Origin of the sequence: Paraburkholderia ginsengisoli NBRC 100965 (assembly GCF_000739735.1) — a bacterium.
GTDB classification, from domain to species: Bacteria; Pseudomonadota; Gammaproteobacteria; order Burkholderiales; family Burkholderiaceae; genus Paraburkholderia; species Paraburkholderia ginsengisoli.
The window spans coordinates 82,171-94,439 of the sequence record NZ_BBJF01000003.1 but is presented as its reverse complement, the minus strand read 5'-3'; the positions used below and the strand labels follow the sequence as shown (position 1 = coordinate 94,439).

11 protein-coding genes are annotated in these 12,269 nt (G+C 64.4%); 7 read left to right on the top strand and 4 right to left on the bottom strand.

Translation table 11 applies throughout. The annotated features are described in order from the left end of the window. Nucleotides 1–84: 84 nt before the first annotated feature. Nucleotides 85–1,359, top strand: a complete 1,275-nt coding sequence (locus BGI01S_RS01475) for an EAL domain-containing protein (protein WP_042322533.1) — start codon at nt 85–87, stop codon at nt 1,357–1,359. On the opposite strand, the gene BGI01S_RS01470 is transcribed toward BGI01S_RS01475, so the two are convergent. Further along, nucleotides 1,315–2,298: a sigma-70 family RNA polymerase sigma factor gene (locus BGI01S_RS01470; RefSeq protein WP_042321446.1), complete on the bottom strand. Its 984-nt coding sequence runs from the start codon at nt 2,296–2,298 to the stop codon at nt 1,315–1,317. The genes BGI01S_RS01475 and BGI01S_RS01470 overlap by 45 nt on opposite strands. A gap of 290 nt (nt 2,299–2,588) precedes the next feature. Here BGI01S_RS01470 and clpP point away from each other — a divergent pair, with 290 nt between their 5' ends. The 3 genes from clpP (at nt 2,589) to BGI01S_RS01455 (ending at nt 5,502) form a co-directional block, all read left to right on the top strand. Then, nucleotides 2,589–3,236, top strand: coding sequence for an ATP-dependent Clp endopeptidase proteolytic subunit ClpP (gene clpP, locus BGI01S_RS01465; protein WP_042321443.1), 648 nt, complete (start codon nt 2,589–2,591; stop codon nt 3,234–3,236). 379 nt (nt 3,237–3,615) lie between these two features. Next, nucleotides 3,616–5,067: an NYN domain-containing protein gene (locus tag BGI01S_RS01460; RefSeq protein WP_042321440.1), complete on the top strand. Its 1,452-nt coding sequence runs from the start codon at nt 3,616–3,618 to the stop codon at nt 5,065–5,067. A gap of 255 nt (nt 5,068–5,322) precedes the next feature. Beyond that, entirely contained in the window at nt 5,323–5,502 is a 180-nt protein-coding gene (locus BGI01S_RS01455; protein WP_042321438.1) for a hypothetical protein, read from the top strand. A 164-nt stretch (nt 5,503–5,666) separates the two neighbouring features. On the opposite strand, the gene BGI01S_RS01450 is transcribed toward BGI01S_RS01455, so the two are convergent. The 3 genes from BGI01S_RS01450 to xseA all read right to left on the bottom strand — a co-directional run bounded on the left by BGI01S_RS01450 (nt 5,667) and on the right by xseA (nt 9,423). Then, nucleotides 5,667–6,239: a glycine zipper family protein gene (locus BGI01S_RS01450; RefSeq protein ID WP_042321435.1), complete on the bottom strand. Its 573-nt coding sequence runs from the start codon at nt 6,237–6,239 to the stop codon at nt 5,667–5,669. 1,009 nt (nt 6,240–7,248) lie between these two features. After that, the gene (gene sodB, locus BGI01S_RS01445) at nt 7,249–7,827 is read right to left on the bottom strand and encodes a superoxide dismutase [Fe] (RefSeq protein ID WP_042321432.1); all 579 of its coding nucleotides are present in this window, start codon (nt 7,825–7,827) and stop codon (nt 7,249–7,251) included. A 216-nt stretch (nt 7,828–8,043) separates the two neighbouring features. Continuing rightward, complete coding sequence (gene xseA / locus BGI01S_RS01440; protein ID WP_042321429.1) at nt 8,044–9,423, bottom strand: exodeoxyribonuclease VII large subunit; 1,380 nt, start codon at nt 9,421–9,423, stop codon at nt 8,044–8,046. A gap of 571 nt (nt 9,424–9,994) precedes the next feature. Here xseA and lpxK point away from each other — a divergent pair. The 3 genes from lpxK to kdsB all read left to right on the top strand — a co-directional run bounded on the left by lpxK (nt 9,995) and on the right by kdsB (nt 12,157). Continuing rightward, nucleotides 9,995–11,011: a tetraacyldisaccharide 4'-kinase gene (gene lpxK / locus BGI01S_RS01435; RefSeq protein WP_042321425.1), complete on the top strand. Its 1,017-nt coding sequence runs from the start codon at nt 9,995–9,997 to the stop codon at nt 11,009–11,011. After that, a complete protein-coding gene (locus BGI01S_RS01430; RefSeq protein ID WP_007180583.1) occupies nt 10,992–11,195 on the top strand; it encodes a Trm112 family protein in 204 nt (67 codons plus the stop codon). Before lpxK ends, BGI01S_RS01430 begins: the two co-directional genes overlap by 20 nt. A 161-nt stretch (nt 11,196–11,356) precedes the next feature. Continuing rightward, entirely contained in the window at nt 11,357–12,157 is an 801-nt protein-coding gene (gene kdsB / locus BGI01S_RS01425; RefSeq protein ID WP_042321420.1) for a 3-deoxy-manno-octulosonate cytidylyltransferase, read from the top strand. The last annotated feature ends 112 nt before the right edge of the window (nt 12,158–12,269 follow it).

The window sequence follows — 12,269 nt, the reverse complement described above, 5'->3', positions numbered from 1 at the left end:
TCGCCTATCCTGTAAACTCTCGTTTTGCGCATGCGCCGTCCCATCGAGCCGCACGCGCGCCGCCACCTCCACACGACCGACACGATGAGCATGATCGAACTCGATCCTCCCGGCTTCCAGCCGCCGCGCCCTATGGCCGGCGACGAAGGCTCCCGGCGCACCGTTCTGTACGGCGGCTACACCGTTTTCAGCGTATTTCAGCCCGTCTTCTCGGTGTCGCACCGCCGCGCGATCGGCTACCACGCGTCGCTGCGCGCCCACGACGAACACGCGCAGCAAGTGCCCTCGCACGAGGTGTTCACGCAGGCCGCGCGGCGCGGCGATCTGCTGGAACTCGGCCGCCTGGCCGAATCGCTGCATCTGGGCAACTTCAACGCATTCGACAGCCACGACGAGTGGCTCTTCCTGAGCCTGCATCCGGCCGCGCTGATGGACACTAGCTACGGCGATGCGCTGCTGGCCGGCCTCAAAGCGCTGGGCCTGCCGCCGCAGCGCGTGGTGCTCGAAGTTTCCGAGCAAGCGGGCGGCGAAACCACGCGCTTCGCCGAAATCATCGACGCGCTGCGCAAATCCGGCTTTCTGATCGCGCTCGACGGCTTCGGCGCGAAGCATTCGAACATCGACCGCGTGTGGAATCTGCGTCCGGATATCGTCACACTCGACCGCTGCATCCTTGCCCAAGCCAGCGAACATTCGCATATCGAACGCGTACTGCCGGGCCTCGTTTCGCTGCTGCACGAGTCCGGGCAACTGGTGCTGATGGGTGGCCTGAGCACCGAGCGCGACGCGCTGATTGCGCTCGAATGCAACGTGGACTTCGTGCAGGGCGCGTTCTTCGCGGGCCCGAGCGTCGAGCCGGTCAAGCCGCAAGCCGCGGCCGGCCTGATGGACTCGCTCTCCGCTGCACTGCGCGAACGGGTCACCGCACGCCAGCACGCGCAATCCGCGCGGCTCGCACCGTACGTCACCGCACTGGAAACAGCCGCCGCGCAACTGGTGACCGGCGAGTCGATCGCCCAGGCCACCGCGCCGTTGCTGCTGCTCGGCGAAACGGCGCGCTGCTTCGTGCTCGACGGTTCGGGCCGGCAGATCGGCGACAACGTGCTGCCGCCTGGGCGCACGTCGCAACGCGCAAAGCGTTTCCGACCGCTGTTGCATTCGGAGGGCGCGAGTTGGGAACGCCGGCCGTACTTCATCCAGGCGATGCGCGTGCCGGGTCAAGTGCATCTCACACCGCCTTATCTGTCGATCAACGAAGCGCATCTGTGTGTGACCGCCTCGATCGCCGCGCATACGCCACATGGCACGCAGGTGCTATGCGTGGACATCAACTGGGAAGTCGCGGCGCATCGCAACTGACGGCCCCGGGCGCCGCCGGATGCGCGCGAGCAATTGCGCGACGGCCGCCCGGCCCACCACGCGGTTGGCAGCATGCAAGCGCGCGGCGCTGGTCACGATGCGCAGCGAAATGATCTTCGTCGAGCCATCCGCCACGCCGTTCGTCCACACGTCGAGCACACCGACGACGTCGCCTTCGAAGAACAGCGCGACGCACATGTTCCCTTCGATCGACACCACTTCCGCGTTGCTCGCGTGCTGTGCCAGCGAGGTCACCGTGTCCACCCACTCCGCTGCGGCCGGCTCGCGTACGCATGCAGGCGCGCCCACGGGCGCGTCGCTGACGACTTCCGGCGCCTCGCTGAAGAGCCGCAACAGACCCTTTCGATCCTGCGACTCGAGCGCGGCACGCAAACGCTCGACGATGCGGGCGTGCGCAACCGGGTCGGGCCGCTCCACCGGCGCACCTGCGCGCTGCAAACGCGCCTTGGCCCGACGGACGATCTGCCGGCAGGTAGCCGGTGCACGTTCGAGAATTTTTGCGATCTCCGCGTAGTCGCAATCGAACGCTTCGTGCAGCACGAACGCCGCGCGCTCATCGGGCTTCAGACGTTCCAGCAGCAGCATCACACCGTAGGACATCTCCGCCGCCCGCAATGCGAGCTCTTCCGCCGACGGCGCGACCTCGTCCAGCCACGGTTCCGGCAACCAGCCCGCCGCCTGCGAACGCTCGCGCTGCACGTGCCGCAGACGGTCGATCGCTGTGCGCGTAGCAAGCGTGGTGAGCCAGGCGGCCGGCGTTTGCACCGCGCGTGTGTCCGCCAGTTGCCATTTGAGCCAGACGTCCTGTACCACGTCTTCCGCTTCGGCGCGGCTGCCGAGCATCCTGTACGCCAGCGCGAGCAGGCGGGCGCGCACGGCCTCGAAACTGGATGCCTTGTTGATTCCTTGTTCCGTCATGCGTACGCCTCCAGATCGTGCAGGTGAAAAAAAGCGCGCCTTGCTTGCCTGCGGGGGTGGGCAGGCGCTCGCCGTAGTCGGCATTCTCTTCAGCTTGACGCCCCAGCCCACCACGATGTGACAGCGCGAAGCAAAAATATTTCTGTCACGCGGACGCACGCTGCATCGTCAAATGAGCAACAGCCGGCGCACGCAGCGCCCGGTTCTTTAACCCACCACGTCGCTCGTGCGATGCTCGATCCAGAGGTACTCATCGGGCATCCGTGCCGTGCCGCCACTATGGAACCCCTATGCACCTCAGCTATCCATCCGTCCACGGCCTCGGCCTCGTTCCCACGGTGATCGAGCAGTCGGGACGCGGCGAACGCGCCTACGACATTTACTCGCGCCTGCTGCGCGAGCGCATCGTGTTTCTGGTCGGGCCGGTCAACGAGCAGTCGGCCAGTCTGATTGTCGCCCAGTTGCTGTTTCTCGAATCCGAAAACCCCGACAAGGATATTTCCTTTTATATCAACTCGCCGGGCGGCTCGGTGTATGACGGTCTGGCAATTTACGACACCATGCGATTCATCAAACCGGAGGTGTCGACGTTGTGCACCGGCTTCGCCGCCAGCATGGGGACATTCCTGCTCACCGCGGGTCAACGCGGCAAGCGCTACGCGTTGCCCAACGCGCGCATCATGATTCACCAGCCGTCCGGCGGCAGCCAGGGCACGGCGGCGGACGTCGAGATTCAGGCGAAGGAAGTGCTGTATCTGCGGGCGCGCCTGAATGCCATGATGGCCGAGCGAACCGGACGCAGCGTCGAGGAAATCGTGCGCGACACCGATCGCGACAACTTCATGTCGGCCCATGAGGCGAAGGAGTACGGATTGATCGACGGCGTGCTCGAAACGCGCGCGGCGGTGGGCGACGTTGTGCGCCGACATGACCTATAGCGGCGTCCCCTTTGCCCCGTTCGGCTCCGGTTCCAACGAACACTTTGCTATTCAGGACTTGGCTTCCGCGCTCTCCTGCTTGTGCCACTAGCAGTCGCGCAGTCGTAAGGGTGGTCGAGTGCTCGAAGCGCATCTTTCCATTTTCATACAGGCGAAACCAGTGATTCATTTAGATCCGCTTTACTCGACTCGCTCAAGCGACGCACGCTGTCCTCGCGGCCGAAATGGAGTGCGGCGCCCACCGTGACGGCGCCCGCAAGTCAGCCTCTGTTGCCGTCGCAGTCGGTGCGGCCAAAACACAAAAGCTGCTCACCTTCGCTGGAATCGCTATCATGGTCGCGATTCGTCGAATTCGACGATCGCTTCAATGGAGATATACATGGCGTCATCCAACGAAAACGTCAGCATGGCGCTATTCTGCGACTTCGAAAATGTCGCGCTCGGCGTGCGCGACGCGAAGTACGACAAGTTCGATATCAAGCTGGTGCTCGAACGTCTGCTGCTCAAGGGCAGCATTGTCGTGAAGAAGGCGTATTGCGACTGGGATCGCTACAAGAGTTTCAAAGGCGCGATGCACGAAGCCAATTTCGAATTGATCGAAATTCCGCACGTGCGCCAATCGGGCAAGAATTCTGCGGATATCCGGCTCGTCGTCGACGCGCTCGACCTCTGCTACACGAAGTCGCACGTCAATACGTTCGTGATCATCAGCGGCGACTCCGACTTTTCGCCGCTGGTGTCGAAGCTGCGAGAGAACGCTAAACAGGTGATCGGCGTGGGCGTGCAGCAGTCCACGTCCGATCTGCTGATCGCGAACTGCGACGAGTTCTTCTTTTACGACGACCTCGTGCGTGAAAGTCAGCGCACGGTTGTGAAGCGCGAGTCGACGCGTCCGCAGCAGAACGCTCAGCAAGCAGCCAAACGTGCGCCGGACGAAGACAAGAGCCGTCACAAGGAAGATCTGGAAAAACGCCGCACGAAGGCGGTGGAGATCGCGGTGCAAACGTTCGATGCACTCGCGTCCGAACGCGGCGACAGCGGCAAGATCTGGGCATCCGTATTGAAGAACGCGATCAAGCGCCGCAAACCGGATTTCAACGAGACGTACTACGGTTTTCGCGCCTTCGGCAATCTGCTGGAAGAGGCGCAGGCACGTGGGCTGCTCGAATTTGGTCGCGACGAGAAATCTGGCGCATACGTCTACCGCAGTACGGCGGCAAACGTCGCTGGCGAAGGCGTGAACGAGCCTGCCGAAGCGGAATCGGCCGAGCAGTTGTATGAGGCGCAGGTTGCCGAGACGGTGATTGCCGTTGCCGAAACGGGTGGCAAGCACGAATCGCGTCGCAGAGGCCGCGGCAATCGCAAGGCTGGCCGTGGGCAACAGGAGGCGATTCACGAAGAGCGCGTACAGGTCGAGCCCACGGGTCACGTGCAAGCTCGCGAGGAAACCCCGGCGCACGAGTACGAACAGGAGCGAGCGCCTTGGGCCAGCGAGCCTGCTGCCGAACAGCCGGAAGCCACCTGGGTAGAGCAGGAAAACGCTGCCGCTGAGCCGGTTGCAGTTGGTGGTAACGAAGACGCCAGCGATGCGGACGGCAACAAGGCCGAACGCCGCAAGACACGCGCGCCACGCAAGACGGCCGCGAAGAAAGCGAAAAAGAGCACGCCGCGCACGATCGATGACATCCCGGAGATCGCCGCACCCGCCGAGCCGCAGTCAGTAGCTGTCGCTGCGGAGGAAGCGCCCGTTGCAGTCAAAAAGGCCGCACGTAAAACCGCGCCACGCAGCCGTCGTCCTCGCAAAACAGCGGCGACGAGTGATGCGGAGTAAGCAGTTCACGTTGCATGATTCGCACTGACTTGCCCGGCGCGGGCCATCGCAACCGATCGGTGCTATTAGCGTCTGCTGCTGTCGATGCACGCACTGCTCGCGACCGCGCTAACGCGAGGGCGCCGGGACATGCGGCGCGCTAACCGAAAAGCCCCTGCTCGCCACGAGCAGGGGCTTTTTTTGCGCTGATTCGTTGCATCCAATCGCACAAAAAACAGCAAACCCGTCACCTCGGCTGCACGGAGCTTGTCGCCAATGCCCGAGCGCCCGACCACCGCGCGCTCCGATCTCTGCTGCGGCGAGATCGTGCGGCTCGCCAAGCTTGAGACGGTCACCGGTCTGCCGAACCGCAGCACGCGGACCGACCGCATCGAACGCGCGCTGAACGGAGCGCGCCGGCAGCGCTCGACGTTCGCGATCCCCTTCGGCTCCTGACGCTAAACACGCCGACTTCGGCGTCAACGCAACGTGCGGCGAACAAGTGCGTATTTCCGCCCAAGATGAAGGAACGTTGACACCGATCGGTTTGCGCGATCACCGCGTGAAACAGCGGGCTTCGACAACGCCAAGCGGACCGATCGATCCACGCGCTAAACGGCTCAATAGTACGGATAAGGCGCATACATGACCGGCGGAGGCGCGACGTACCCCGGCGGCGGTGCATAGTAAGGCTGCGGCGCGACATACACTGGTTGCGGCGCGGCGTAGTACGGCCGCGGCTGCGCAATCGTGTCGCCCTTCGAGGTCATGCACTGCGCGTAGGCGGCGTCGTAGTGCGCCTGCAAGCCGGCCGCAGAATACTGCGCGCTGTTGGCACCGTTCGCGCCGCCGATCAGCAGCCCGCTACCCGCGCCGATGGCCGCGCCAGCACCCGCATTGCCGGCCGCCGCGCCGAGCAGTGCACCTATCGCCGCGCCACCGAAGGTGCCCAGCGCCGCGCTGTTCACGCTATTCGTCGTGGCCGCCTGCGCCGAGCCGGACGAATTAGTGGAGCGGTTCGCGTAATCACGACACGCGTAGTCGTTCTGCTGAAACTGGTCAAGCGATTCGCCGCTGCGCGGCAGCGCGACCACGCTCGGGCCACTCGGCGGCATCACCGCGCAACCGCCGAGCGCGAGTGCAACCACGGCGACCGGTATTGCCATACTTATCGATTTAGTGCTGGACATCATGGTGCTTTCGAAACATGGGAATTCAAACGTTAGGCCAATCGGCGCGATCTATGGTTACCGGATAGTTACAGAAAGTTTTTTCTCCGCACTTCGGCGGGTGGGCGTGCGAATCGCATGGCGTGTCGCAGGGCACTCGCCGTGTGGCGGCGTCATACCAGGTAACGCTTGTAAGCGGGCCGGCAATCAAATCGCGCGTCGTGGCGCCTAAACTGGCTTGCAACGCTATCGTGCAAATCGCTCGCCGCAAGACTCGGTCCCGCGACACGCGGCGGCTCGACTATACGCGCTCGCGCATCGCGCGGATATTGCCCCTCTCAAGGAAAAGAAGGATGACTCAATGAATCGGTTAGCTTTGGCAGTGGGCGTGGCTTGTGCCACTTGTGTATCGTCGGTCTTCGCGCAGTCGGATACAGCCTTGTCTCGTGACGCAATTCAGCAACCAGCTACGACATTTCCAAGCGCCGCCATAGCGCAGAATTTTCAGTTTATGAATCATCCGCCACCGCCCACGTCTGCCAGTTCGGTCGCGCCACCGACGCGTGCGGGTCGAGGCCATCGGCATCAACGGACCTCGAACAATGAAGATGCGGCATCGCCGCAGCCTTGATCCACACACGCGAAGTCCGGCGAAATCTGAGCATGCCACCTCATGCGCGTTCACTCGCGATGCGGCAGTTACCAACTGTGACAAACTTGTGCCTGAAGAACCGGCTCGGCAATCATAACGGTGAACTTAACGATCGCAGTCACGGGCCCCATCAAACTCGCCGAGCGAAAATGCATTCCGTCACCGTCCACATTCGCGCTACGACCTGCGAATTGCATTGACTTGCACAAGCTTGCTCAGGCCCATTTCCCAAGCCCGAAAAAAAAGCCCTCAGGAATAAGGGCTTTCACTTTTCAAACCGTTCGTTGCCACCGCGACGACGGCATCATGTCGAATCCCGCCAATGCGATTGGCCGACTCAAACCGTCACGTCACGCGGCAACTGACACACTCACGGCAATCTCACGCGAAGTTCTTCGACGCGAATTCCCAGTTGACGATGTTCCAGTACGCTTCGACGAACTTCGGACGCGCATTGCGGTAGTCGATGTAGTACGCGTGTTCCCACACGTCGATCGTCAGCAGTGCTTTCGCGTCGGTGGTCAGCGGCGTGGCGGCGTTGCTCGTCGACACCAGGTCGAGCGAACCGTCGGCCTTCTTCACGAGCCATGCCCAGCCCGAGCCGAACGTGCCGACTGCGGTCTTCGCGAATTCTTCCTTGAACTTGTCGAACGAACCCCACTTCGCGTTGATCGCGTCAGCCAGTGCGCCGGTCGGTGCACCGCCACCTTGCGGCGACAGGCTGTTCCAGAAGAACGTGTGGTTCCACACCTGAGCCGAATTGTTGAACACGCCGCCCGACGACTTCTTGACGATCTCTTCCAGCGACAGGTTCTCGAACTCCGTACCCTTGATCAGATTGTTCAGGTTGGTCACATAGGTCTGGTGGTGCTTGCCGTAGTGAAATTCGAGCGTCTCTTCCGACATGTGCGGAGCAAGTGCGTTTTTCGCGAACGGCAGCGGCGGGAGCGTATGTTCCATGGTGATTTCCTTTGTCTGTATCTGTTGTGGGGAGTCTGCGGATAACGCTTAAGAACACTCGATTGTAGGCGAGTTGGAATAACCCCGCAAACCAACGGACTTTATGCCCGGCAGCGAAAAAGAGGCCGTGCACACCGCGTAAACCGTGCATTCGCATAGCGTGTGCCCGGCTCATCCGCGAGCCGCAGCACGGCCGTTGCGAGCGTCGGCGAAGTGTCAGAAACCGTCGGTGAGACGCGCTTGCACATCGGCCAGCGCGATGTCGGCCGAGCCTTCGGCGAGATGCACGGTCAGGCGACGCCCCGGTCGCAACGACGACGGCGCGCGCACCGCGCGGCCGCTCTGCGCATCGATCATCGCGGCGTAGCCCCGCTCCAGCGTGCGCTGTGGACTCAGCACTTCGAGCCGGGCGGCGAGCGTATCGATCCGCGCGACCTGCCGTTCATGCTGGCGCAATAGAGCCGCGTCCAGACGTTGCGTGAGATTGCCGAGCTTCGCCTGATGCGCGGCGAGATCCGGACGCCAGCGCTGCCAGCGCATCTGCAGCAATGAAAAACGCGCTCGCGCGTCACGCACCGGACGCGCGCCCGCCGACGCGAGCCGCACGCTCAATTGCTGCAGATGCGTGCGTTGCCGCGTGAGCCGCTCGGCCGGCGACACGAGCCTGCGCGCGAGCCAGTCGAGTTGTTGCGCGCGCCGCTCCATCATGCGGCCGAAACCGCGCGCGAGGGTCGCGTGACGATGATCGAGTTCGCGCAGCAGCAGCACGCGTTGCGGGCTGACGAGTTCGGCGGCGCCGGTCGGCGTCGGCGCGCGCACGTCGGCGGCGAAATCAGCGATCGTGAAATCGGTTTCGTGACCGACGCCGCTCACCACAGGAATCGCGCTTTCCGCAATCGCGCGCGCGAGCACTTCTTCGTTGAAGGCCCACAGGTCTTCGATCGACCCGCCGCCGCGACACACGATCAGCACGTCGACTTCGCGCCGCGCGCTGGCCGCGTCGACCATCGCCGCGAGCTTCGTGCTGACGCCCACGCCCTGCACGGGCGCCGGATAGACGATCACGGGAATATGCGGCGCGCGGCGCGACAGCGTGGTCAGCACGTCACGCAATGCGGCGGCCTGCAATGACGTGACAATGCCGATCGCCCGCGGATGCGTCGGCAACGCGCGCTTGCGCTCGGCAGCAAAGAGCCCCTCCGCTTCGAGCTGCGCCTTGAGCCTGAGAAACGCTTCGTACAGACGCCCCTGGCCGGTGCGGCGCACCGCTTCGACATTCAGTTGCAGTTCACCGCGCGGCTCGTACATCGTGACGAGCGCGCGCACTTCGATGCGATCGCCTTCGCGCGGCGTAAATTCGGCGTATTGCGCCCGCCCGCGGAACATCACGCAACGCATTTGCGCCTGCGCGTCCTTGATCGAGAAATACCAGTGGCCGCTCGCCGCGCGCGTGAAGTTGGACACTTCGCCGGCCACCCAGACGAGCGGAAACGAGCGTTCGAGCATCGTGCCGATCGCGCGGTTGAGCGCTGAAACGGGAACGACGACTTCACCGCCGGGCGTCGCCGACGAAGCAAAAGGACTTTCGGAATTCATGCGAAGGGGTATCTGTGACTGGCCGGACAGACGATAGACCGACTAGCTAACGGCGTCCAGCGTAGTCGCTGAATTGTTAAAAGTGTCCACATGGCGGGAGGCGCCAGACGGATCCCGCCAGACCGACCGCCAGCGCGGGTCGATTCAGAGCATGTCGTTGATTTATATGGTGTTTACATCTCAGCAGCCACTGCACTTGCCGATGCGCAAGGCTCGGAACGGGCCTTCGCGCCGATTTGACGGCAGGTTCTCCACAAAGTTATCCACAGGCTGCGGGCAGCATTGCGACTCGCGGCTCCTGCGTTGACACTCGCCGCGCGACTTGCCGGGCGGGATGCGCGCACGCTAGAGTGGCGGGTTCGACGGCATGCCGGACGCCCCGCGAAGCGGACCATTGCGGCACGCTGCGCGAGCGCGACGGACCCCGCCGCTGCATCATTTCCCGCCTCACTTTTTCGACTGTCCGGAGAACCGCGTTGATGCTGACCCCGCGTATAGCGCCAGGCGCCTGCACGCCGCCGCGCCGCCCTCTGCCGGCGAATGGCGCGCCGCTCGTCCGCGCGACTCGTCCATGAGCGCACTCAACGACCGTCTCGAAGCCCGCCTCGCGCGCGAGTGGCAACAGCGCGGGCCGTTCGCGTGGGCGCTGACGCCGCTCGCGTGCGTGTTCGGCGCGATTGCCGGCGCGCGCCGCGCCGCCTTCTCGCTAGGCTGGCTGAAATCCGTGCGAGTCGGCGTGCCGGTGGTCGTGGTCGGCAACGTGACCGTCGGCGGCACCGGCAAGACGCCGACCGTCATCGCGCTGGTCGAAGCGTTGCGCGCCGCCGGTTTCAGTCCCGGCGTGGTGTCGCGCGGCTACGGCGCGCGCGTGAGAACACCGACGCCGGTCACGCCTGCGTCGGCGGCGACGGTCGGCGGCGACGAACCGTTGCTGATTGCACGCCGCACGGGCGCGCCGGTGTGGGTCTGTCCGGACCGCGTGGCCGCCGCGCAGGCGCTGTGCGCCGCGCATCGCGACGTCGACGTGATCGTCAGCGACGACGGCCTGCAGCATTACCGCCTCGCGCGCGACGCCGAACTGGTCGTGTTCGACCACCGGCTCGGCGGGAACGGCTTCCTGCTGCCGGCCGGCCCGTTGCGCGAGCCGCTATCGCGCCGACGCGACGCGACGCTGATCAACGATCCGTACGCGCGCACCCTGCCGCCGTGGCCGAACACGTTCGCGCTGCAACTCGCGCCCGCCGACGCCTGGCATCTGGAGAACCCGGCGCTGCGCCGTCCGCTCGCGCAGTTCGCCGGCGAGCGCGTGCTGGCCGCGGCCGGCATCGGCGCGCCGGAGCGCTTTTTCGCGACGCTGCGTGCCGCCGGTCTCGCGCCCGCCACGCGCGCGCTGCCCGATCACTACGCGTTCGAACGCAATCCTTTTACCGACGTGGACGCCGATGCGATCCTGATTACGGAAAAGGATGCGGTAAAATTAGGGTCCTGGCACGACGCGCGCATCTGGGTTGTCCCGGTCGAAGCCGCGCTCGATCATCGCCTCATTGCATTAGTTGTGGAGAAAGTCCGTGGACGCTCGCCTGCTTGAAATTCTCGTCTGCCCGATCTGCAAGGGCCCGCTCAGCTACGACCGTGCCGCGCAGGAACTGATCTGCAACGCGGACAAACTCGCTTATCCGATCCGCGACGGCATTCCCGTGATGCTGGTCGACGAAGCGCGGCAGACCGTGGAAGGCACGCCGGTCGATCTGAATCCGGGCTCGGTCGCCTGAGTTCGCTTCGCGCGCGGGGCCGGCGCCCCGCCGCGCTGTCCCGCGACGCCACTGGCCGTTGCCTTGCGCGTCCGCTGCTGTCTTTCCTGTTCGCGCCCGTACCGCATGCGCGGGTGCTTCCTCCGGTTTAATCCCTGCCCGTCTTTCCGCCTGTCTTCCCGATGACCCAAGCTAACCCCGCCACTCCCCCGTTCATCGCCGTCGTGCCGGCCCGGCTCGCTTCGACGCGCCTGCCCAACAAGCCGCTCGCCGATATCGGCGGCAAGCCGATGGTGGTGCGGGTCGCCGAACGCGCGCGCGAGTCGGGCGCACAGCAGGTACTGGTCGCGTCGGACGCGCAGGCCGTGCTTGACGCCGCGCGCGACCACGGCTTCGAAGCCGTGCTGACGCGCGCCGACCATCCGTCGGGCACCGACCGTCTCGCGGAAGTCGCCGCGCAGTTCGGCTGGAGCGACGACACGATCGTCGTCAACGTGCAAGGCGACGAACCGCTGATCGATCCGGCTCTCGTGTGCGGCGTCGCGTCGCACCTCGCGGCAAGCAACGGCTGTGCGATCGCCACCGCCGCGCACCCGATCACCGATCCCGCGGAAATTTTCAATCCGAACGTCGTCAAGGTCGTGCTCGACGCGCACGGCGTCGCGCTGTACTTTTCGCGCGCGCCGATCCCCTGGGCTCGCGACGCGTATCAGCCGCACTGGCCGAATGTCGCGTCGATGCCCGCCCCGCCTGCACCGGCGATCGTTCATCGGCATATCGGGCTATACGCGTATCGCGCGCAATTCCTGCGCACGTACCCGAGTCTCGCCATCTCGCCGATCGAACAGGTCGAAGCGCTCGAACAGCTTCGCGCGATGTGGCATGGCGAGCGCATCGCGGTGCTCGTCACGCCGGATGTGCCGCTGCCCGGCGTCGACACCCCCGCGGATCTCGCGCGCGTGCAGGCTTTATTCGGGTCTTGAGCACAAAAACCCATGGCATAATCGGACGGTTATGCGCGCCTCCCCTTGCATAGCGAAACTCAGGGTTTGCCCGGTCGCATCGTTGCCCCTCTTGCAGCGCCGTCGTGTTTGG

Coding starts and splice junctions, on each gene's coding strand:
- BGI01S_RS01475 (WP_042322533.1), top strand. CDS start 85: ATGAGCATGATCGAACTCGATCCTCCCGGCTTCCAGCCGCCGCGCCCT.
- BGI01S_RS01470 (WP_042321446.1), bottom strand. CDS start 2,298: ATGACGGAACAAGGAATCAACAAGGCATCCAGTTTCGAGGCCGTGCGC.
- clpP (WP_042321443.1), top strand. CDS start 2,589: ATGCACCTCAGCTATCCATCCGTCCACGGCCTCGGCCTCGTTCCCACG.
- BGI01S_RS01460 (WP_042321440.1), top strand. CDS start 3,616: ATGGCGTCATCCAACGAAAACGTCAGCATGGCGCTATTCTGCGACTTC.
- BGI01S_RS01455 (WP_042321438.1), top strand. CDS start 5,323: ATGCCCGAGCGCCCGACCACCGCGCGCTCCGATCTCTGCTGCGGCGAG.
- BGI01S_RS01450 (WP_042321435.1), bottom strand. CDS start 6,239: ATGATGTCCAGCACTAAATCGATAAGTATGGCAATACCGGTCGCCGTG.
- sodB (WP_042321432.1), bottom strand. CDS start 7,827: ATGGAACATACGCTCCCGCCGCTGCCGTTCGCGAAAAACGCACTTGCT.
- xseA (WP_042321429.1), bottom strand. CDS start 9,423: ATGAATTCCGAAAGTCCTTTTGCTTCGTCGGCGACGCCCGGCGGTGAA.
- lpxK (WP_042321425.1), top strand. CDS start 9,995: ATGAGCGCACTCAACGACCGTCTCGAAGCCCGCCTCGCGCGCGAGTGG.
- kdsB (WP_042321420.1), top strand. CDS start 11,357: ATGACCCAAGCTAACCCCGCCACTCCCCCGTTCATCGCCGTCGTGCCG.